The sequence below is a fragment of the Paenibacillus sp. Soil787 genome (assembly GCF_001429545.1).
Taxonomy (GTDB): domain Bacteria; phylum Bacillota; class Bacilli; order Paenibacillales; family NBRC-103111; genus Paenibacillus_E.
Window position 1 is genome coordinate 263,744 of record NZ_LMSP01000002.1, and the last position, 23,223, is coordinate 286,966.

Annotated in this window: 19 protein-coding genes; 17 read left to right on the forward strand and 2 right to left on the reverse strand. The window is 45.6% G+C overall.

The genetic code is table 11. The annotated features are described in order from the left end of the window. The first annotated feature begins 30 nt into the window (after positions 1–30). From ASG93_RS05765 to ASG93_RS05775, 4 genes are all read left to right on the forward strand, one after another. Positions 31–972 carry an aldo/keto reductase gene (locus ASG93_RS05765; RefSeq protein ID WP_056829747.1) on the forward strand — a complete coding sequence of 314 codons (942 nt, stop codon included), beginning with the start codon at positions 31–33 and terminating at the stop codon, positions 970–972. 31 nt (positions 973–1,003) lie between these two features. After that, positions 1,004–1,921 carry an NAD-dependent epimerase/dehydratase family protein gene (locus ASG93_RS05770; RefSeq protein WP_056829749.1) on the forward strand — a complete coding sequence of 306 codons (918 nt, stop codon included), beginning with the start codon at positions 1,004–1,006 and terminating at the stop codon, positions 1,919–1,921. Positions 1,922–2,453: 532 nt separating this feature from the next. Then, on the forward strand, positions 2,454–2,585 hold the full coding sequence (locus ASG93_RS36760) for a hypothetical protein (protein WP_268795986.1): 132 nt from the start codon (positions 2,454–2,456) through the stop codon (positions 2,583–2,585). A 245-nt stretch (positions 2,586–2,830) separates the two neighbouring features. Then, complete coding sequence (locus ASG93_RS05775) at positions 2,831–3,985, forward strand: Gfo/Idh/MocA family protein (protein WP_056829752.1); 1,155 nt, start codon at positions 2,831–2,833, stop codon at positions 3,983–3,985. Here ASG93_RS05775 and ASG93_RS05780 read toward each other — a convergent pair. Both ASG93_RS05780 and ASG93_RS05785 read right to left on the reverse strand, forming a co-directional pair. Further along, on the reverse strand, positions 3,980–4,873 hold the full coding sequence (locus ASG93_RS05780) for an AraC family transcriptional regulator (protein WP_063891780.1): 894 nt from the start codon (positions 4,871–4,873) through the stop codon (positions 3,980–3,982). The two genes, ASG93_RS05775 and ASG93_RS05780, sit on opposite strands and share 6 nt — an antisense overlap. 51 nt (positions 4,874–4,924) lie before the next feature. Then, complete coding sequence (locus ASG93_RS05785) at positions 4,925–5,725, reverse strand: helix-turn-helix domain-containing protein (protein ID WP_056829756.1); 801 nt, start codon at positions 5,723–5,725, stop codon at positions 4,925–4,927. A gap of 412 nt (positions 5,726–6,137) precedes the next feature. Here ASG93_RS05785 and ASG93_RS05790 point away from each other — a divergent pair, with 412 nt between their 5' ends. From ASG93_RS05790 to ASG93_RS05860, 13 genes are all read left to right on the forward strand, one after another. Beyond that, positions 6,138–7,067, forward strand: a complete 930-nt coding sequence (locus tag ASG93_RS05790) for an ABC transporter permease (protein WP_056829758.1) — start codon at positions 6,138–6,140, stop codon at positions 7,065–7,067. A gap of 15 nt (positions 7,068–7,082) precedes the next feature. Then, the gene (locus ASG93_RS05795) at positions 7,083–7,955 is read left to right on the forward strand and encodes a carbohydrate ABC transporter permease (protein ID WP_056829760.1); all 873 of its coding nucleotides are present in this window, start codon (positions 7,083–7,085) and stop codon (positions 7,953–7,955) included. Between the two features lie 102 nt (positions 7,956–8,057). Further along, positions 8,058–9,716 (forward strand): hypothetical protein, encoded by a 1,659-nt coding sequence (locus ASG93_RS05800; RefSeq protein ID WP_056829762.1) that lies wholly within the window; start codon positions 8,058–8,060, stop codon positions 9,714–9,716. 195 nt (positions 9,717–9,911) lie between these two features. Next, complete coding sequence (locus ASG93_RS05805; protein ID WP_056829764.1) at positions 9,912–13,346, forward strand: glycoside hydrolase family 2 TIM barrel-domain containing protein; 3,435 nt, start codon at positions 9,912–9,914, stop codon at positions 13,344–13,346. A gap of 28 nt (positions 13,347–13,374) precedes the next feature. Next, positions 13,375–15,435 carry an alpha-glucuronidase family glycosyl hydrolase gene (locus ASG93_RS05810; RefSeq protein WP_056829766.1) on the forward strand — a complete coding sequence of 687 codons (2,061 nt, stop codon included), beginning with the start codon at positions 13,375–13,377 and terminating at the stop codon, positions 15,433–15,435. A gap of 216 nt (positions 15,436–15,651) precedes the next feature. Next, complete coding sequence (locus ASG93_RS05815; protein ID WP_056829768.1) at positions 15,652–16,446, forward strand: Nif3-like dinuclear metal center hexameric protein; 795 nt, start codon at positions 15,652–15,654, stop codon at positions 16,444–16,446. Positions 16,447–16,515: 69 nt separating this feature from the next. Beyond that, entirely contained in the window at positions 16,516–16,824 is a 309-nt protein-coding gene (locus tag ASG93_RS35690) for a hypothetical protein (RefSeq protein ID WP_056829770.1), read from the forward strand. Then, positions 16,821–17,048: a helix-turn-helix domain-containing protein gene (locus tag ASG93_RS05825; protein ID WP_056829771.1), complete on the forward strand. Its 228-nt coding sequence runs from the start codon at positions 16,821–16,823 to the stop codon at positions 17,046–17,048. Before ASG93_RS35690 ends, ASG93_RS05825 begins: the two co-directional genes overlap by 4 nt. Before the next feature lie 1,095 nt (positions 17,049–18,143). Further along, on the forward strand, positions 18,144–18,647 hold a 504-nt coding region (locus tag ASG93_RS36175; RefSeq protein WP_414858843.1), incomplete at its 3' end, for a hydrolase. 226 nt (positions 18,648–18,873) lie between these two features. Then, positions 18,874–19,356 (forward strand): c-type cytochrome, encoded by a 483-nt coding sequence (locus ASG93_RS05840; protein ID WP_056829776.1) that lies wholly within the window; start codon positions 18,874–18,876, stop codon positions 19,354–19,356. A gap of 937 nt (positions 19,357–20,293) precedes the next feature. After that, the coding region (locus ASG93_RS05850) for a hydrolase (protein ID WP_235550757.1) at positions 20,294–20,781 on the forward strand (488 nt) is incomplete at its 3' end. 342 nt (positions 20,782–21,123) lie between these two features. Next, positions 21,124–21,321, forward strand: a complete 198-nt coding sequence (locus tag ASG93_RS05855; protein ID WP_056829780.1) for an S-layer homology domain-containing protein — start codon at positions 21,124–21,126, stop codon at positions 21,319–21,321. Positions 21,322–21,539: 218 nt separating this feature from the next. Then, positions 21,540–23,222, forward strand: a complete 1,683-nt coding sequence (locus ASG93_RS05860; RefSeq protein ID WP_056829782.1) for an extracellular solute-binding protein — start codon at positions 21,540–21,542, stop codon at positions 23,220–23,222. Position 23,223: the final 1 nt, after the last annotated feature.

The following is a 23,223-nucleotide window of genomic DNA, read 5'->3' on the forward strand; positions in this document are numbered from 1 at the left end:
ATAACAAAAAGAATGGGAGGTACAAATGTGATGAACTATAGGAAATTCGGTAAATTAGACTTTGATGTATCGGAAGTAGGATTTGGTGCTTGGGCTATTGGCGGCGATGCATGGGGACCGGTGAAAGCTGATACTTCGATCATAGCGATGGAAAAAGCACTTGATTTGGGAGTGAACTTTATTGATACGGCTGACGTCTACGGCACAGGGCATAGCGAAAGTTTGGTCGCAAAAGTCATAAAAGGTAGAAGAGATCAAGTTATTGTATCGACGAAGGGCGGATTGCTGGGGCACCACCGAGACCCAAAAGGAGAACCGGTCTATGATCGGCCTGAAAAGATCATCGAGGCTTGCGAAGCAAGCTTGCGGCGACTTGAAACCGATTACATCGATGTTTATTTTTGCCATCTTTGGTGGGATAAATATGAGGAAACGGAAGTATTCATCCGAGCTTTCGAAAAATTAAAGCAAGACGGAAAAGTAAGAGCAGTCGGTGTTTCTACCGAAAATTTCGATTATATCAAGCATTTCAACCGTGAGGGAGGACTTGATGCCGTCCAATTAGATTATAGTATTCTCAACCGTTCAACGGAGAAGGAAGTTCTGCCGTATTTGCAGGAGAACGGAATCGCTGTAGTTGTTCGGGGGCCGCTGCGTATGGGATTATTAACCGGAAAGTTCAACCAGGAAACAACGTTCCCAGAAGGGGATATCCGAAAAAATTGGCCAAATGAGCAATGGTTCAAGGATAGCATGGAAAAAGTGGAGCGCTTGCGTAGTTTAGTAAAAGAGAATCAAACCATGGGACAGGCGGCACTTCGTTATGTATTAACCCATCCTGCCGTTACCGTAGCCATTCCTGGTGCCAAGACGCCTGGACAAGTATTGGAAAATGCGGAAGCTTCAGTAAGGCCGCTGCTTTCCAAAGAGGATCTTGAAATAATTGATCGGTACTCTCCCGCTGTAGTCTAGATCGATATGAGCAAAAGAAAGGAAGTGCTGAATGAAAGTACTTATAACTGGTGCAGGCGGAAATCTGGGTCGGGTTCTTGCTCCCGCTTTGGTGGAAAGAGGGCACGAACCGATCATGATGGATTACCGTAGTATTGAAACTTCATATCCTTTTATTCAAGGGGATATTACCAACAAAACGGATGTATTGAGGGCAGCTGAAGGTGTGGATGCAATCGTCCATGCGGCCGCTTTGCATGGGATCCATCTCTCCAAATATACTCGGGACGATTTTTGGACCCTTAATGTTCAAGGTACCTATAATGTCTATGAAGCGGCCAGGCAATACGGGGTGTCCAAAATTTTATTGTGCAGCACAATGGGCGTCTATGGCGAGAGTATTCGTGAAGTTCCAGATAGCTTCGCTAAGGTTACGGAAGATCTGCCGTTGCTGGCAGGTGATTTTTACGGGGAGAGTAAAGTGTTGTGCGAACATATAGCACAATTTTACAGTCGTAAGGATCACATTCAGACGATCGCTTACCGTCTTGGTATGTTTGTTCCTGAAAGCTATTTAAATTATGGTATCCGATTGCTGAAGGGCGGTGTGGATGACCGTGATGTGGCGCAAGCTTTTATCCTTGGACTGGAAAATTCCACGATTGATTTTGATGTATTTAACATTATGTCAGACGTTCCTTTTTCGGAGAATGAGTTTACCAGATGGCGAAAAGAACCATTGGCGCTCATGGAGGAGCGTTTTCCCGGCTTTGCCGAACTGATGCTGCAGCACGGTGAAGAACCAGAAAATCTTTTGCGTAGATGGGGCTACACCTATTGGTCGATTGATAGGGCAAAAGAAAGGCTAGGATACAAACCGAATTATAATTTTCCTGAATTTTATGCTGCTTTAAAAGATAACAATAATAACCATTATCCTTATGCCAATCTTCCTTGGTGGGGAATGTAAGAAAACTAGAGAGAGTGCTATTAGAGGCAGACAAATTCCCCAATTTGATCTGCCTCTTTTTTTGTAGTTTGATACTTTTGCTTCGCATCTACCTTGACAAACGCACTCGTCCCTGAAGGACGACGGAGTCGTTTATCCTTGGTTCATACACTCGTTAACGATTTTATATAAATGTTGTATATTTCATATATAAAGTCGGATTGGCTGATGGTAAGCTTTTGAATGTAGAGTAAAACCTTTTAAGGGGGAAGTAAACATGAACATGAATGTAAAAGGTTGGTTTGGACTCAGTACAAGCTCGGTTCTCCTGCTGCGCCCTGGTAACTTTTAACGAAATTTTTGGATAAGCACGAAATCGGGTATGAAATGCTGCCTGCACCACGGATAACGAAGGATATGAAGTATGTGCATGATCAGAAAGACCGTCTGATTCGTTGGTATCACTTCATTGATCCACGTTTCACGCTTTTGTGCGCTAAGCGAGGCTGTAAAGATATTTTTCATCGTTACAGTCGCGAGGGGAAGGGAAATCGTGTCTGTAACGATATATTTCATCTTTACAGACGAGAAGATGACGAATTGGTATCAATCCAAACGAGTGGTAGCAAATAGAAGTTTGCTCCACCGCAGCAAGGTAGAAAAAGTAGAAGGCAGCACAAAGTAGAACAAAAAGGTAAGGATATGGGGTGGAAAAGCGTTAGATTAATTTCACATTGAACTTGAGGGATAACATCTTCAAGTATTGACGTATCTCTCGCGATTACGGAAGAGCAATTCTTACCCCAGGCACATTCAATGTGACTCCGAAATCGACCCGCAAAGCAGCGTCATTTTTGAACAAAGCAGCGTCACTTTGGCAAGCGCGTTCTTGATATGCTTGGAGCAACAAAGAGATGGAGAGTGAAGAGAATGTTGAAGGTTGCGATTATTGGAGCAGGCGCGATTTCAAGATCGCACATTGAAGGATATTTACAATTTCCGGAGCGATGCAAGATTGTTGCGATTAGTGATATTTATGTAGAGAAAGCGCAGGAGCGCATCGACCAATTTCAGTTAGATGCTCGAGCGGTTATGGATTACAAAGAGCTGCTGCAGGAGGATGTCGATCTTGTTTCCATCTGTACACCACCATATACGCACGCAACCCTTGCAACCGAGTTTCTTGAGTCAGGCTCTCATGTTATGGTTGAGAAACCAATGGCATCTTCACTTGAAGAGTGCGATCTAATGAATGAGGCTGCTAAGCGGACAAACAAGATTTTATCTGTTGTTGCGCAGAACCGTTTCAAAACACCTATGATGAAAATGAAAGCCGTGCTGGAAAGCGGACTTATGGGTAAAATCGGACACGTACAGGTTGACTCCTTCTGGTGGCGTGGACATTGCTACTATGATCTTTGGTGGCGAGGTACATGGGAGAAAGAAGGGGGCGGCCCGACGCTAAATCACGCCGTGCATCATATCGATGCGCTGCTTTGGATGATGGGCAGTCCTTCGGAAGTCCATGCTTTCATGAGCAACGTGGCCCACGATAATGCAGAGGTTGAAGATCTTTCCATCGGGATGCTTCGTTATGCGAACGGTTTATTGGGGCAAGTGACCAGCTCAGTTGTTCATCATGGCGAGGAGCAGCAGCTCATATTCCAGGGAGCCAAGGCAAGAGTCTCCACACCTTGGAAGGTAAAAGCATCCAACTCTAAAGCTAATGGCTTCCCTGAGCCAAATACTGAGCTGGAGGAGCAGCTGCAAGCTTTCTATGAAAAGCTGCCAGAGGTTGAATATGAAGGACATACTGGACAAATCGATAATGTATTAACCGCCATTGAGACGGGTGCACCTGTATTGATTGATGGCATTAGCGGACGTCAAACTTTAGAGCTCATAACGGCTATATATAAATCGGCAAGTACAGGGGAGCTTGTAAAACTTCCTTTAACGAACGAAGATGTGTTTTACACGAGACATGGCGTTCAAGCGAACGCTACACACTTCTATGAAAAGAAGACATCGATTGAAAATTTCGCTTCACAGTCGATAACAACCGGAAGTGCTTATGAATCATAGAGGCCGTTTTTCAAGCCATTGCTTACGGTATTGGTGAGGGGTTAAGCCGTAATGAAGTTTGAATATTTTACAAAAATGCGAGCAGCTCGTAATCCCGACTTCCTCTGCTATCCTTGTGACGGGATATTCATTAGACATTAAAAGGAGTAACGCTTGCTGCATCCGTTTGGCTGATAGATAGTCTGAAATACTACTGCCGGTGCATTCCTTAAACAAATGAGATAGGTGATGTGGAGAAAGATGCAAATCATTGCTCATTTGTTCCAAACGTAATGGTTCCTTATAGTGGCTCTCCAGCCATTCCAAAATGCGTTCAGCTTGATGAAGATTGCGAGATTTTTGCTCCAAAGAGCTATTTATATTCTGGCTTTTCCAAAGTTGTTTGAAGCTGCGAAAAAGTGTCACTAAAAAAAGAGAGAATTCTTCTAAATGATGATTTTTAGGAAGGGTTAAAACACTTTCGTGAAAGCTATAAAAAATACGCCCTAACAATTCCGTTTCTTGTTGATCTGTCCATATGGGCATTGGGATATTTCCTTTATGGATTAATTTGAAAAAGGCGTATAAAGCGGGCCACTTTTCAAAATAACTTTCATAGAAGCTTGGTTCATATTGCACAACGGATCGAACAAAAGGAGTTTCATGATTTATGTCCATTTGAATATGATGCAGCTGAAAAGGTTGAAAAACACAAATCAAACCTGGTTTGATTTCGTAGGTTTTTTGATCGACAATCAACCTTCCTTTGCCCTCGTGGATGAGAAGAATTTCGACCCCTTGGTGCGCATGAAATATACCGTCAAAATGTTCCGCTTTGCTGCTGGTATGTCTATAGGTGAAATACATCGGTATTTGACGAACGTCGAAATGCTGAGTGTAAGACATCATTCGATCTCCTTTTTAGAATGGAATGATAGAGCATATTTAAGGACCCCCAGTTCATTCTGAGGTTCTTTTTTGCATGCTCGCCTTTGACGGAGGATAGCCTTTAATGGATCTGAATACATTGCTGAAATAGCTGATGTCTTTGTATCCGCAGCGTTCCGCCACTTCGGAGACGGAAAACCCGCCGCCGGACAGCATCATTTCCGCGTTGTTGACCCGAATGATATTGATGAAATGCTTGACGCTGAAGCTCGTGCTGGTTTTGAAGAGCTTGCCGAGATATACAGGGTGCAGATTGACTACCTTGGCGACGGTCGCCAAATCCAGCTCATTTGAGAAGTGGTCGATGATGAACTCCTTGACCTTGTCGATCCGGATATCAGAATGGGCGTTCGGGGAATGATGAAAGGAAATCGTCAGCAACCGGTGGAGAATCAAATGAAAGATGCCCCTCGCAAACATCCGATATCCGGGCTGCATGCCACTCCAAACGCGATTAAATTCAAGGATATAGTTTAAGATTTCACTTGAGATTCGATTTTTGGTTACGGTTTCGAACGGAAATCGGATTATACCGGAGGGCTGCAACAGAGTAAAGTTGAAGGCATAGGAATGCATGGGATCATCTTTGAAGGTATGCGCCTCGCGGATGCTTCCCTGGGGAATGTAAAGCATATCCCCTGCTTCCACCGTGATTTTCTCGCCATTAACAAAATAATTCGCTTTTCCTTCGAGGATGAACGTCAGGTCATGAAAATCGATTTCCTGTCGGATGATTTCCCAATCGGGGAAACAGCGGCGGTCGACGAATAAGAAAACCTCGGGGACAATTGATTCGAACTGCTCGAAGTCCATGGCAAGATCACTCCGGGATTACTCAGGTTCGCTTCCTTTCTCGGGAAAAGGAGGCACTATGTCCATCATAACATGCCCATACGGTTCTTAAAAAGATATTTAATAATTACAAGTTTTCTTGTATTCTTCTATGGTAAAAAAATAGGCCGTTTTGTAAAATAATATTAAATAAATGGTGCACATGCTACAAATGAAACCGCACCAATTTGCAATGAAAATATTTAATAATTACAGGTCTTTATGCTCGAGTAACGCGTGGAACGGCAATTGAGGTGCTACTTGTATAAACATGTATGCGGTTTCTGAAAGCGCATACGAACCCCAAGGGGCTGGTGAATAAGCGCGATTGCGAAGTTTTTTTGGGTGTATGATTAGGGGACAATTTTCAGGGTGGAAAGTGGTGGGTGATTATATGTCAGTTGCGAATAAGGCGGTTTTACAGACCCCTCTTCTGAGACACGTCAGGAAGGAGTGGAAGTTATATTCCTTCCTACTTATTCCCGTTATTTACTTTATCATTTTCAAGTACGTGCCCATGCTCGGTAATGTAATCGCTTTCCGCAAGTATAGAGGCGGAACCAACTTGTTCGGGACGGAATGGGTAGGATTATCTTACTTTACCATGTTCATGAAGGACCCATCCTTTTGGAGAGCCTTCCGTAATGATTTGTATTTAAGTGTCTTGTATTTAGTCATTCGTTTCCCGCTCACATTGATTTTTGCGTTGTTGCTGAATGAACTGGTGCGGATTCGCACCAAGAAATTCGTCCAGACCGTATCGTATCTGCCTCACTTTATCTCCATGGTTATCGTCGCGGGCATGACCAAGGAATTGCTATCCATGTCTGGGCCGATTAACACACTGCTCGCCAATTTGGGTTTCGAGAAAATTGCATTCATTTCCTTACCGCAATGGTTCCCGACGATTTATGTGACGTCCGGCATTTGGCAAGGGCTCGGTTGGGGCACAATTCTCTACTTGGCGGCGATGACCGGCATCAATACCGATTTGTACGAGTCGGCCAAAGTGGATGGGGCTAATCGGTTGCGGCTGGCATGGCACATTACGATTCCAGGTATTTTGCCGACGATCATGACGCTGCTTATTCTCGATATCGGCGGCATATTGGGAGCGAATTTTGAGAAAATCCTGCTCTTGTACAATCCATTAACTTATGAGTCGGCAGATGTTATCTCCACTTACGTCTATCGGATGGGGATCACCGGCGGGAACTTCAGTTATGCCACTGCAGTTGGTCTGTTCGAAGGCGTCATCGGTCTTATTCTAGTCACGTCGGCGAACTACATTTCCAAGAAAACAACGAATTCAGGCTTGTGGTAGAAAGGAGCAGTTCAGGTGAAGGAGTCCGCATCCTACCGTGTGTTTCAAGTTATGAACGGATTCATCATGGCCCTTGTGGTCGTTATGACTTTGTATCCGTTCCTATATCTAGTTGCCCAGTCGTTCAGCTCGGAGGCTGCCGTATATGCAGGGAAGGTCACCATATTCCCCGTTGATTTTACGGACCAAACGTACCGAGCCGTACTAAGCAGGCCGGAATTCTTCAACTATTATGGCAATACGATCCTGTATGCCATTGTAGGAACGGTGATATCGGTAGCGGCGACAGCCGTGATGTCTTACCCATTGTCGAAGGATAGGCTGCGCCTTAATAAATTTTTTATCCCTTTCGTCCTGTTCACGATGTATTTTGGCGGCGGGCTGATCCCGAACTATATCTTGATCGCCAAAACGCTGCACATGAGGGATACCATCTGGGCTATTATCATACCCGGCGCCATCAGCGCTTTCAATGTCATCCTAGTGAAGACCTTCTTTGCAAGCTTGCCGAACGAATTGGAAGAGGCGGCTAAGGTCGATGGCCTAGGCGTCTACCGCATCTTCCTAAGGATTACGCTTCCGCTCTCCAAACCGATCCTGGCTACGATGGTGTTGTTCAGCATGGTCTCCATCTGGAACAACTGGTTTGGCCCGTCTCTCTACCTGGAATCGAAGGATAAATGGCCGGTCGCCCTTTATTTGCGGCAGATCATCGACAGCGCGATTAATCCGACGGAAGCCGGGCTTAGCAGCGATGCGACCGCTCAGATCGCGGCAACCATTAAATCCACTGCGATGGTGTTGACCTCTTTGCCGATTATTTGTCTCTATCCTTTCGTGCAAAAGTATTTTGTGCAAGGCATGATGATTGGTTCCGTAAAAGGGTAATCGCGTTATGTTTTGGAAAGGCTGCAATCGCGGGCTGTTACTAATAGGCATCTACTTAGCAGTGTTTCTGTTCTATAAAAACAATTGAAAGGGTGGCAATAAATGAAAAAATCTGCAAAAGCAGTAGGGGTCGCATTGGCGGTCATGATGGCCGTCGGCATGACAGCATGTACGAATAGCAACACGAAAGAATCGTCAAGCAGCGCATCCCCAGGCACGAGCTCAGCAGCACCACAGAATTACTCCTTTGGCGAAGGCCAAACGTTCCGTTCGAATGAGCCTGTGAACTACTCGATCATGTTCAGCGATCAACCGACCTATCCGTATAAGAAGGAATGGCGGATCTGGAGCGCGATCTCGGAGAAAACGAACGTATCGTTTGACGTAAACGTAGTTGCGGCCTCCGAATACGAGAACAAGAAGTCGCTCTTAGTCAACAGCGGAGACGCACCCTTCATTATTCCCAAAACTTATGACGAATCCGCTTACGTAGCCGGAGGCCAAATCGTACCGATCAGCGATTGGGTGCAGTACATGCCGAACTATCAGAAGGTTGTCAAAGCTTGGGGGATGGAAAGAGACTTGCAGCAGAAGTTGAAATCGGACGGGAAATATTATGTTCTGCCAGGGCTGTGGGAATCGCCGGGTGCGGGATACTCCTACATGATTCGGAAGGACATTTTCGAAAAAGCGGGAGTCGACGTAAAAGGTCAGGAAGGCAAATGGACTTATGAAGACTTCTACCAAGCCCTCAAGAAAGTAAAAGAGTTTACCGGCGCGAAGTACGTAATGTCCGATGAATTCACCGGAAAATCGACGCTGAATATTACGGCAGCTCAATACGGCGTAACCGGCGGTTGGGGAGTTGCCAACGGCACGCGCTTCAATGAACAGACGAAACAGTTCGAATTCGCCAATTCGACCAACGAGTTCAAGGATTATGTAACGTTCTTAAATAAGCTAGTCAAAGAGGGGTTGCTCGATCCGGAGTCCTTCACCCAAGACGATAAAACCGCCCAAGCCAAGTTCTATAAAGGCGATACTTATGTCATGAACGCCAACTACCAGATACTAGCCGATTCCAAGACCAAGATGCAGGTGCCGAATACCGATCTGTATATGATCGTTCAACCGGGCGGTCCGAAAGGGATGCTTCAAATCGAAACGTCCCGTCTCGAGAACGGAGTTATGATCAGCCAGAATGCGCTCAAGAAGCTCGGCAAGGACAACTTTATCAAAATGCTTCGCTTTGTTGACTGGCTGTGGTATTCGGACGAAGGCCAAACGCTCAGTTTATGGGGCGTCGAAGGCGAGACCTATACGAAGGATGCGAGCGGCAACATCACGCTCAAACCGGACATCTCTTATAACGGTATGAACCCGACAGCAACGAAGAAATTAAACGTCGACTTCGGCTTCGGCGGCGGCAACTTCGCGTACGGCGGTTCGACTAAACTGCGGATGTCCAAAATGACCGAAGGCGAGAAAGACTACCTCAGCCGCATTCAGACACATCGTAAACCGAGAACGCTAGCTCCGCCAATCATGGGTACCCCGGACGAAAGCGAACAAATGAACCTGATCTCGAAGCCGCTGATGGATTATGTGGATACGATTACCCTGAAGTTCGTCACCGGCCAAGCTAATATTTCAAACGATTGGAATGCCTATGCGGCTCAGGTCGAAGCACTCGGCGCTTCCCGATATATCAAAATGGCGAATGATATCTTTAATAAGACGAAGAGCAAGCTTGGATACTAATCATAACCAATAGTGCCCTTATAGGATCTGTGACAATAGACATTGTCGCAGATCCTGAATTTTAAAATATGAAAATTACTCGAGCGTTAGCCCGAGTCATCTATATATGAAATAGCGATAAGGATCAAGACTCTCTTAATGCCTGATAGTCATTTTTTACATATTTCAGGAGTGTTTGGAGCTTGGGGGTAAACGATGAATAAGAAGACACTGTTTAATAGTGGATGGGAATTTGCCAAGAGCAGCCTGGATGTGACGGATAGTGCCGGTTTGACATTTGAGCCGGTAGATCTCCCCCATGATTGGCTGATCTACAATACATTAAATCTGTATGAAAATAGTATCGGCTGGTACCGGAAAAGATTTACATGGACTCAAGAAGCGGACCAGCAAATTTTATTATGCTTCGATGGGGTCTATATGGACTCATCCGTTTATGTGAATCAGCAGTTTATAGGAGAATGGAAGTACGGATATTCATCTTTCGAACACGAGATCACAGATGCGATCGTTGACGGGGATAATGAAATCGTGGTGAAGGTCGTCCACCAAAGTCCGAATAGCCGGTGGTATTCGGGGGCCGGTATCTACCGCAATGTCTGGCTAAAGACGAGAACTCTTAATCACATTGTAACGGATGGAATCTATGCTGCTGCGAAAAGGTTGGGCGATAGCTGGGAGGTAGAAGTCGAGACGGAGTTGAGCCTCCGTGAAGACGTCCGAATCTCGCATACGATCCTGTACAAGGGTGATCTTGCTGCGACTGCGACAGACAAGATCGTTGCAGGCGGCTTTCTTCATCGACAGACGCTATTGATAGAACGCCCTCACTTATGGAGCACGGCCGAGCCGCACCTGTATCAGCTTGTTACCCAATTGCAGCGTGCTGCAGAGGACCGGGAAGACATAGTCGTAGAGAGCATCACGCAAAATATTGGATTTCGGGAAATCAAGCTTGATCCAGAGCTGGGGTTCCGCCTGAACGGCACAAGAATGAAATTGAACGGGGTCTGCGAACACCACGACTTAGGAGCCCTTGGAGCCGCCTTCCATAAAGAAGCACTGAGAAGAAGGCTTCGGATATTGAAAGAAATGGGCGTTAACGCCATTCGAACCGCTCACAATATGCCGGCGGTTGAACTTATGGATTTAGCGGATGAGATGGGGCTCTTGGTCGTCTCGGAAGCGTTCGATATGTGGGAAAGATCCAAGACCCCTTACGATTACGCGAGATTTTTTAAGGATTGGGCTAAGGCCGATGTGAAAAGCTGGGTCAAGCGGGATCGGAATCATCCGAGCCTGATGATGTGGAGCATCGGGAATGAGATTTACGACACTCATGCAGATGCAAGAGGGCAAGAAATCACTCGAATGCTTAGGGATGAAGTGCTGAAATACGATCCGAAGCAGAACGGCAGAGTGACCATCGGTTCCAATTATATGCCTTGGGAGAATGCACAGGAATGTGCGGATATCGTGAAGGTGGCCGGCTACAACTACGCGGAGAAATATTACCATAAGCACCATGAGGAACATCCCGATTGGATCATTTACGGCAGCGAGACAGCCTCTCTCGTTCAAAGCAGAGGCATTTATCGATTCCCGTTCGAGAAGTCCATTCTTGCCGATGACGACGAGCAATGCTCGGCTCTGGGAAATAGTGCGACGAGCTGGGGGGCCAAGTCAGTCGAGGACTGTATTATCGCGGAAAGAGAGGCGCCCTTCTCTCTAGGGCAATTCATATGGACCGGCTTCGACTATATTGGAGAACCGACGCCTTATCATACTAAGAACTCCTATCTCGGACAGATAGATACAGCTACATTCAAGAAAGATTCGTATTATATTTACCAATCAGCATGGACCGACTACAAGACGAATCCGATGGTCCATATTTTTCCCTATTGGGACTTTAATCCGGGCCAATTGATCGATGTTCGAGTGTGCTCGAATGCGCCGAAAATCGAATTGCAATTGGATGGCGCTATCGTAGGAACCTTTGATATCAATCATGAGCATGGAACCCAGCTGGTCGGCTGGTGGAAGCTTCCTTATGAAGCAGGGGAATTGAAAGCAATAGCCTATGATGAAACGGGCCATGTCATTGCGACAGATATAAGAAGGTCCTTCGGGGATGCGAAGAAGATTTGTCTGCTGCCGGATAAAGAGAGCCTGATGGCCGATGGTACGGACTTGATCTTCCTGGAGATCAACATGGAAGATGCGGATGGCAATCCGGTGGAGAATGCAAGCAATCGGGTTCGTGTCGAGGTGGCGGGGGCAGGCCGCTTGCTTGGTTTGGATAATGGCGACAGTACGGACTATGATCCGTATAAAGGGACTAGCAGAAGACTATTTAGCGGCAAACTTATGGCGATTATCGGGGCTACCCTGGTGCCCGGCAAGATTCGAGTTGTGGTTTCTTCCATCGGTTTGGAGAGTCAGACGGTGGAATTTGATGGTCTTCCAGTAAGGGAAGAAAGATCCTTATCTGGGGTTTCCGCCTATACCAAGAATCAAGAGCTGCCACCGGTAATGGGAACCGTAGACGAAATCCCTTTACGCAAGATTGAAATCGTAAGCCCGTCCGGTCAAATGTTCGACGAATCGAGAAAAGAGATGACGGTACGAGCCCACCTTTACCCCGCTGATACTTCCTATCAAGAGGTGGAGTGGAGTGTAGTTAACGATACGGGAATTGCCACGGGCCTTGCGAAAGTGGAAGCATTCGGTCATGAAGCGAGATTCACCGCGTTGGGCGATGGCGATTTCCGGGTTCGTTGTATGAGTAAGAACGGTACGAACAAGACGAAGCTCATCTCCCAGTTGGAATTTAAATCAACGGGACTCGGCACCGCTTATAAGGATCCTTATGGATTTATCTCTGCCGGCCTTTTTGATTACAGTAAAGGGGAGGTTGGAAACGGAAACGAGAGAGGCGTAGCTACTAGCCGGGACGGTGAAACTGAAGTCGGGTTCCGTGATATTGATTTCGGAACGCAAGGGTCCGATTTGATTACAATTCCGATTTTCGCCTTGTCCAGTGAAGAGTATTCCCTGCAAATTTGGGAAGGTATGCCAGATGATGAGGGCAGTGTACTCCTGGCGGATGTCATTTATCAGAAACCGTCCAAGTGGAATGTGTATCAAGAAGAAACCTATCGGTTATCCAAGCGTCTTTGCGGGATCACTTCCATTTGCTTCGTCCTTCAGAAGAAGGTGCACATCAAGGGCTTTTCGTTCCAAAAGATGAACAGAGCCTTCGAGAGGAATGACGCCACGGAATGCGACCGCATTTATGGCGATACGTTTACGATCTCGGAAGCCAGCGTTGAAGGGATAGGAAATAATGTCTCCTTGGAATTCGACCAAATGGATTTTACAAGCCTAGGGGCAACGAAGCTTGTCGTCTGTGGCCGATCGCTTCTTGATAACAATACCATTCATATTCGTTTCGCTAATCCGGAAGGTGAGGGAGACCAACTCATCGAGTTTGCACAGTCCGAGGGTTACGAAGAGCGGGTGTTTGAATTGGAAAAAATAACAGGCCTCCAAAAGGTAACCTTCCTATTTTTACCGGGAAGCCATTTCGATTTCGGTTGGTTCCGATTTGAGAGGTCGTTTACCTGAATGAACATAAACTAGCGGAGGTATCACGATGAATCACAGCACGAACGCATATGCCTGCTGGTTGCGCAATGCGCCGATAAACGATGATAAGAGGATAGAGGAATACCGGGGGTGGGCACGGGAGCTTGTAGTTCCCGGTCCTCTATCAGAGGTGCTTCAGACTGCGGTCGCCGAGTTGATGGATGGTCTCGATGCCATGCTTGGAGTGAGGCCCCTCCGTTCCACGGCTTCCAACGGGAGCGCCTGCATTCTAATCGGCGTTCGCGGGCAGTTACAGGATCTTGATGCGGAGCTAAGTTGGCAGGATGGATCCGAGGATGGTTACGCGATCAGAAACGTATCGATGGATGGACAATCAAGGCTTGTGGTTGCCGGACATTCGGCCAAAGGAGCCTTGTACGCGGTTTTCCATCTACTGCGGTTGATGCAATGCGGCGAGAGTTTGGCTGATCTTGCGATAACGGAAACGCCTTCGAACGGATTGCGGATGCTAAACCAATGGGATAATATGGACGGTTCGATTGAACGCGGTTATGCGGGAAAATCCATATTCTACCAAAATAACGAGATTGTTCGAGATATGTCCCGAATCCGTGATTATGCCCGTTTGCTGGCATCGGTGGGGATCAATGCCATTTCGATTAACAATGTGAACGTACACTCTGTAGAATCCTTGTTGATTACGGATAAGCTGCTGTCGGATGTCGCCCGGGTCGCCGGTGTATTCCGGCGCTATGGAATCTCAACGTTCCTAAGCATCAACTACGCCAGTCCGATGCAGCTTGGAGGCCTGACCAGCGCAGATCCGCTTGATGAAAGCGTCAGGCAGTGGTGGAAGGAGAAAGCTGAGGAGATTTACCGGGATATCCCGGACTTTGGCGGCTTCCTGGTAAAGGCAGATTCCGAGGGGCGACCCGGGCCATTCACCTATGGGCGTGACCATGCCGATGGTGCGAATATGCTGGCGGAAGTGCTTCAGCCCTTCGGCGGGATGGTCATTTGGCGCTGCTTCGTATACAATTGTCAACAGGATTGGCGCGATAGCAAGACCGACCGGGCGAGAGCGGCGTTCGATCATTTTACACCACTTGATGGAAAGTTTCGCGATAACGTCATTCTGCAGATTAAGAACGGACCCATGGATTTCCAGGTCCGCGAGCCGCTCTCTCCGCTTCTCGGAGCGCTGTCCGCGACGAATCAGGTGCTTGAGCTGCAGATTACGCAAGAGTACACGGGCCAGCAGAGGCATCTGTGCTACCTGATCCCCCAGTGGAAAGAGGTTCTCGATTTCGATACGTTTGCTCATGGGAGTGGAAGTACGGTTGCGCAAGTGGCAAGCGGTCAGTTATTCGGGAGACGGCTTGGGGGCATTGCGGCGGTATCGAATATCGGAGACAACCCGAATTGGACTGGACACATGCTTGCACAAGCCAATTTATATGGTTTTGGTAGGCTTGCTTGGAATCCGCAGCTATCAGCTGAGCAGATCACGCTAGAATGGATCTACATGACATTCGGTTCAGACCCCGATGTAGTACGCATTGTGTCGAAGATGCTACTCGATTCGTGGAGAATCTATGAGAATTACACAGCTCCCCTTGGCGTAGGGTGGATGGTTAATCCGGGGCACCATTATGGTCCGAACGTAGACGGTTACGAATATTCGAGATGGGGTACGTACCATTTTGCCGACTGCCACGGCATCGGCGTAGATCGAACCATTAAATCGGGAACAGGGTACACATCCCAATACTTTGCGCCGCGATCGGAATGGTACGAGTCGAGGGAGTTTTGTCCGGATGAATTGCTTCTCTTTTTCCATCACGTTCCATATACACACAAACTGAAGACGGGTAAGACGGTCATCCAGCACATCTACGATACCCACTTTGACGGCGTTCTTCAGGCGGAGGAATTGGCCCAGATCTGGAGTTCGATAGAGGGAAAAATAGATCCAGAACGCTTCGAAGATGTGAGGAGCCGACTGCGTGAGCAAGCGGCACATTCGAAGGAGTGGCGAGACCAGATCAATTCCTACTTTTTCCGCAAATCAGGCATCCCTGATGAGAACGGCCGCATCATAAATTAAAATATGGAAGACGGGACAAACGAGATGACGTTGTTACCGGTGCTGTCTAGAGTCCCGTCTTTTATTTATAATGGGAGCGCGAGACAGTCTGCCGAGAAGTCGATTTCCGGCTTCTCGGACTCAGTAGGCGAGCTTTGGCTCGTATAGCTCTCGCTGTAAGCGCGTATTCCGCGCTTATTTGTTCGTGCATATGACTTTATATAAAGGATGGTTTGGATGACGATTACAATTGGACAGATTATTGATCGATTGTTAGAGCAGGCTCCAGTAAACGAGCCCACTGTGGATTCATTGAGAGTCGGATCTGCCCAAACGGAAGTAACGGGAATTGTCGTTGTTTTTTTGGCCACGCAGGCTGTGATCGAGCAGGCTGCGGCTTTAGGAGCCAACTTGATCATTTCACACGAAGGGACGTTTTACCGCCACCAGGAGGATATGTTGGGGACGCATGATGATCCGGTTATCAACGAAAAGCGCGAATTGCTTGATCGTACCGGAATCGCCATATATCGTTATCACGATCATATTCACCGTTACAAAACGGACGGTATTATGATGGGGTTAATAAACGCACTGGGCTGGGTGCCCTACGTTGAAGAGCATTTGCCCGCCGCAACGGTTGTGCAAATTCCTAGCATGACCCTTGAACGAACGGTGCAATACTTGAAGGAAAAGCTTCAAATTCCATTCGTGCGCGTTGTGGGGGAAATAGAGATGACTTGCACCCGTATTGGACTATTGGCAGGGTGCAGAGGGGGGGCAGCCTTGGTGCTCCCATTGCTGAATGATTACAATCTTGACCTGGTTATCGCCGGAGAAGGGCCGGAATGGGAAACGCCGGAATATATTCGCGACGCTGTTCATCAAGGCAAGAACAAGGCATACATTGCATTGGGTCACGCGGAAAGCGAAGAGCCCGGCATGAAGGAATTGGCGGAACGACTCCAGGAAGAGTTCCCCGGCCTTCCCGTTCATTTTATAAGGGAAAAGCCTTTATTTCTTATTTTGTAGTCATACCCCATGAACCCACAGCAGAGAATGGTTTACGTCAGCATCATTCGCATTACCAAGAGGGCTGAATTGGCACGAGAGTTAGCAGAGAAAGTCTGCAGCGAGCTTCGAAAGCGTGGGACGAATTTCAGCGTGTCTATCGGTCCACCCGTAGAATTTATCCGGGATATAGCCAGTTCCTATTCGGGAGCGGTGGAGGTTTCGGTTTACCACTTTTTCCACTCTGACATTGATCTAGTCAATTATGAGAACGTGAACGAGATGGCGATTAGCTACGATTTACAAGCCATGACTACAGTTGAGAAAAAATGTTGGCTGCCGCGGAAAGGCTGCAGGAGCAGGAAACATTTCGAATTTTACAGGGACTGGCTTTTATGAAGAAAAACGGTATCGGCATCATCGAATGTATTCACGACTTGCGGATCGATGAAGCCAAGAGAAGACTCCAGTTTTCTGAAGATACGATTCGTTCCATTGCAGAGGATATCGGTTATGTGCATTATCATCATTTCCTGAGGGAATTTGAGAAAAGGGTGCCGGAAAAGCCGATTAAATACAAAGCAGACTTCGAGAGTGAGCGACAGTTTCACTACTTAACTTAGATCCAAGAATGAGAATATTCTTGATGAAGGAGGACTGACATATGGGCATAGCGTCAGTAAGGGACTCCTTTTATTCGTCCACGGCTGCCGTATTTTGTTGTTAAAAACCTTCCTTAGTATTAAAAGACTGGCCCAAAGAGAATAACGGACATATGCTTTTTTTTATGAGTCTTAGGTACTTTTTTGTAAGTTATGATGAACGTGAGACAGCTCCGTAAAGACGGTATTTTTTCGCAGTATCGGCACAGTTTTCTGAATACAAAATAGAAGCCAAAGTTGTTCCATTTGCTTATCACCTTGCTGATGAAAACAGAGATACACTGAAGGGCGATAATTATTATGGTGCTAGCGATTTGGTCGGTCTTCCTCAAAGTATCAATTATCAAGGAACTCAATATGTACCTATTCGTGAAATTGCAATTTTTTTCATTTAATAACACCTTCATCATTAAGATGATTCAAACGAGGTGGCTTTATCCAAGAAATTTATCTCACAAAAGTTCAAATGAACGAGGATTATTTAACGCTGTAGAAATTCAGATCATCTGAAATGGTTTCATTCCGTATTTACTTCGCAAAAGTACCGGTATGCCTGATACAATTTTGTTTGCCTCGATCTTCAGGTCTATTATACATGGATAGCAACTAACTAATTTAAATATATTGACTAACTTAATGTAAGTATATATTATGATAAATGTAAACTAAATTCCTGAACAATGAATCAATAAAATTGTTGAGAGGTGAGGTGTTATGAGATGACAAAGTTTGTTCACGTTAAAATACAAAATGTTTTCTGAGATTACTTTTATGTTTTTAACAGGTTGTCCAATATCTTGAAATAAAGATACTTTAATTTGAGATTATATCATAGAAAATGAAAAGGAGCTAACAATAATGAAAAAATATCTTACAGGACGCACAGTAACAACACTAGCACTGTTAACTGCTGTAGTATCCACAAGCGCATGTGGTTCTATGAACGGATCAAAAGGTAATACACCTTCTGCCGCGACTAGCCAAGCTCAAACAGCCATTCATGCGAAAGCTGTTCCATCTCCAAGATTGTTAACACCGACGAACCATACGTTGCTCATGATCGATCACCAGCCGCAAATGGCTTTTGGAACTTCGTCCATTGACATCGCGACATTGCGCAATAACGTGACTGGACTTGCCAAAGCAGCGAAAGCTTTCAATGTTCCAACTGTTCTGACGACAGTAGCTGCAAAGTCGTTCAGTGGACCGATTTTCCCAGAAATCCAAGCCGTATTCCCTGATCAACAGCCGATTGACCGTACGACGATGAACGCGTGGGAAGATCAAAGAGTGGTAGATAAAGTCAACAGTTACGGTAAAAAGAAACTAGTCGTTTCGGGTCTATGGACAGAGGTATGCGACTTGTCAGCGGTTCTCTCCGCAATCGATCAAGGATATGAAGTGTACATCGTAACTGATACTGCTGGCGGTGTATCAAAAGAAGCGCACGATATGGCAGTTGAGCGCATGATTCAAGCTGGTGCAACACCAATCACATGGGAGCAATACTTGCTAGAGTTGCAACGTGACTGGGCTCGTTCCGAAACGTACAAAGCCACTNTCAAGCTGGTGCAACACCAATCACATGGGAGCAATACTTGCTAGAGTTGCAACGTGACTGGGCTCGTTCCGAAACGTACAAAGCCACTACGGATATTGTCAAAGAACACGGCGGCGCATATGGATTAGGCGTTATTTACTCGCAAACTATGTTTGGCGGTAAAGAAGGACATTAATCAATAATTGAAGAGAAAATCAAATTTTAATAGAGGGAGACTATCAGATTATGTTTAAAAAGACGCCAGTTCTGCTGTTAGCGCTTGCCATTACTGTATCGTTAGCCGCATGTGAAAAAACGGATGAGACGAAAGGTTTGGCAACTAGCAGATCGGATGTCAGTACCAATATCACGCCTTCCCCTAATCTAACGGATTCCAAGCCTTCTGAGCCATCTGTTCCAACAAGCTCACCTGAAAATGTAGGCCAAGCGAATCATGCAATTCCCGATCCGGGTAAAAGCGTCACAACACCTTCTACCACAGCTGTGCTTGAGGCCGCAACCATTTTCAAGCAAAATTGTATAGCCTGTCATGGTGTAGAGTTAGAAGGGAGAATGATTGGTCCCAATTTACAAAAAGTGGGTGCGCGTTTAAGCAAAGAAAAAATCATTAACCAAATCACTAATGGGAACACAATGCCACCCTTCAAAGATAAACTGAATAAGCAAGAAATTGAAACGTTAGCAAACTGGCTAGCAGCCAAAAAGTAAAATATACAATATTTGGATCCTGTATAATGATTATTTGCAGCTTTATGAGTTATTTGGAGACAAGGCTTATTTGGATGAAGCGACGGAAGTATTAACAATTATAAAAATATATCTCTCTAGTCTGCACATATACAATGAACGTATTTTCATTGTTGAAAATGTATTGCAGAAATAATTTCCATTGAGAATTGGAAATCTAGATGTAAAAATAATCATATATTTTAACTGAAAAAAATATATTGACTAATTAAATGTAAGTATATATTATAATAAAAGTAATCGAAATTCCTTACACTGTTTCGAATAAACATAGTAAATTAAAGTGAAGGAGGCCTAGGCAGACAAAGGCACTAAGATTGTCTTTAGAAGCTACATTCTATCTGAATGTCGCATCTCTTAAAATTAAGATTGATAAGTTAAAGATAATTACAAGTAAGTTCATTAGGTTTGAGGCACCATAATGTGTTTTCAAAAAAATACTTTTTGCAAATATCTTAATATCATATGTCTTAATTTCGAGAATAATCAATTTGAGATAATTATTTTATAAAAAAAGGAGCTAATAACCATGAAAAAATATCTTACAGGACGCACAGTAACAACACTCGCACTTTTAACTGCCGTCGTATCGACAAGCGCATTCGGATCTATGATGGTTGCAAAAGCGGATACGCCTGCTGCAACTAGCCAAGGTACAACTGCCATACATGCAAAGGCTGTTCCATCTCCAAGATTGTTAACACCGACGAACCATACGTTGCTCATGATCGATCACCAGCCGCAAATGGCTTTTGGAACTTCGTCCATTGACATNATATTACAAAGAATTTGGTGAATATGTGTTAGATTAACAGCCATTCATGCGAAAGCTGTTCCATCTCCAAGATTGTTAACACCGACGAACCATACGTTGCTCATGATCGATCACCAGCCGCAAATGGCTTTTGGAACTTCGTCCATTGACATCGCGACATTGCGCAATAACGTGACTGGACTTGCCAAAGCAGCGAAAGCTTTCAATGTTCCAACTGTTCTGACGACAGTAGCTGCGAAGTCGTTCAGTGGACCGATTTTCCCGGAAATCCAAGCCGTATTCCCTGATCAACAACCTATTGACCGTACGACGATGAATGCGTGGGAAGATCAAAGAGTGGTAGATAAAGTCAACAGTTACGGTAAAAAGAAACTAGTCGTCTCGGGTCTATGGACAGAGGTATGTGACTTGTCAGCCGTTCTCTCCGCGATCGATCAAGGATATGAAGTGTACATCGTAACTGATACTGCTGGCGGTGTATCGAAAGAAGCGCACGATATGGCGGTTAAGCGCATGATTCAAGCTGGTGCAACACCAATCACATGGGAGCAATACTTGCTAGAGTTGCAACGTGACTGGGCTCGTTCCGAAACGTACAAAGCCACTACGGANCATGATTCAAGCTGGTGCAACACCAATCACATGGGAGCAATACTTGCTAGAGTTGCAACGTGACTGGGCTCGTTCCGAAACGTACAAAGCCACTACGGATATTGCGAAAGAACACGGCGGCGCATACGGATTAGGCATAATTTACTCACAAGCTATGTTTGGCGGTACAGAAGGACATTAATCGAAAGCCTATTAAAAATTCACGAAGCCGAATTTTGCTTCGTGAATTTTTTCATCAAAATAACTAGTAAGTATAAACTCAATATTTGGAGGAATTAAACCAAATGAAGAAATGCTTGAAATGAACCGTGCTCAATTCGCGAAAGTGACAGTTTTTGATCATGGGTCTAGATATCAACAAAGACTTGAAGGCTTCAAGCTACACTGATGTTAGTATGGACGACAAAGCTAACGGATATGCGCTCCCTTACATCGAAGCTTTGAAAGCTGCTGGCGTGACTGACGATTATGGGGAAGGCACATATAGTCCAGCGGGTAAAGTAATAGGCTCAAAATGCGTGAGTCCGATCCTTGTTTAGATGCAGACGGACAACCTTGCTTGAAGTAAACAGCCAGTAGATGGGTTGACTTATTTAGTGTAACATTAGATTATCTGACTGTAATTCGTAGGGGTAAGACCTATATTCTGTGAATTGTAAGCGTATTCTTTAAAAGTATAATAAATAGTGTAAGTAAATAAGTGTTTGGCCTATAGGATTATGCATCTTCATGGAGACAATAAGGGAGGACTAGAAAAATGGTTAAACAAGTAAAACGGCACGCTTTAGCTGCATTAGTACCTGTTCTGGCATTAGGACTGACACTATCAGCCTGCAGCAACTCGAAGGATGGTGATGCTGCGAATAGCTCCGCTTCACCTAATGGTAGTCAGACAAGTTCAGCAGCAACGAAAAACGACGCGATCAAGCCAGTTACATTATCTGTGTTCATTGGTGGACCTGGTCAACAGCCGACTCCTGATAACAAGATCTACAAGATGATTAAAGATAAAACTGGCGTTAGCCTAAAAATGGAGTTTCTGGTCGGTGACCTGCAGCAGAAGATGGGCGTTATGATTGCCGGCGGTGATTATGCGGATATTATGACCGGGGATGATAAACTAATTGCGGCCGGTGCTTTTATTCCCCTTGAGGACCTGATTGACAAGTACGCGCCGAATCTGAAGAAGCACTATGCAGCCGTGTTGAATCAGGCTAAGGATCCTGCAAGCGGTCACCTTTATGTTCTGCCGGCTTACGGCGTGTTCAGTGGTCAAGTTAACGATACTACGTATGGAGGACCAGGCTTTTACCTGCAAAAGGATGTCCTGAAGGAAATGGGGTATCCAACTCCGAAGACGTTGGACGATTATTTCGATATCATTGCGAAATACAAAGCGAAACATCCAGATATGATCGGGTTCGAGACGTTGAGCTTCGACTGGAGAAAATTCCCGCTGCTTAATCCGCCAGAGCATTTAGCTGGTTACCCAAATGACGGTGGTGTTATCGTCGATAACGGGAAAGCGCAAATTTTTGCTGACAAGGATATTGCCAAGACCTATTACAAGAAGCTGAATGAGATCAATGCGCAAGGCTTGATGGATAAGGAAGCGCTGGTACAGAACTACGATCAGTACTTAGCTAAAATTGCCAGTGGCCGCGTCATTGGGATGTTCGACCAGCAATGGAACTTTGGCGATGGAGAAAATTCTTTGAGATCACAAGGTAAATTCGGTAGCACATACGTCGGGTTCCCGCTCTTATATCCAGGCGCCACAGAGCACTACCGTGACCGTCCAGTTTTGAACATCAACCGCGGATTCGGGATTTCGACGAAAGCCAAGGATCCGGTTCAAATCATCAAATTCCTTGACACACTAATGACCGAAGATTGGCAGAAGACACTCCAATGGGGTATTCAAGGCGAGGATTATGAGGTGAAGGATGGTAAGTTCTACCGTACGCCTGAACAGCGTGCGAAAGCAGACGATAATACATGGAAGCTAGCGAATAAAGCGGATGCGTTCTTGGGTGGCCTGCCTAAGATGCAAGGGTCGTATAGTGACGGAAATGCAACTGATGCGGGATCACAGCCACAGGAATTCTTCGACAGCTTGAAGCCGCAGGATCAGGAAGTGCTGAAGGCATACAACCATAAGACATGGGCAGAGTTCTTCAAATCACCAGTGGAAAATCCCATATACTACCCAGCGTGGAGTATTGATCTGGTGGATGGTTCACCAGCCAAAGTGGCCAATCAGAAGATGGAAGACCTTGCCGTAAAATATTTGCCGAAAGCTATTATGGTCAAACCGGATGACTTTGATGGTGTATGGAAGGAATATGTGGATCAGATTTCCAAAAGCAATTTCAAAGCCATCGAAGATCGTATCAATGAACAAATTAACTGGCGTATTAAGAATTGGAGCAGCAAATAAG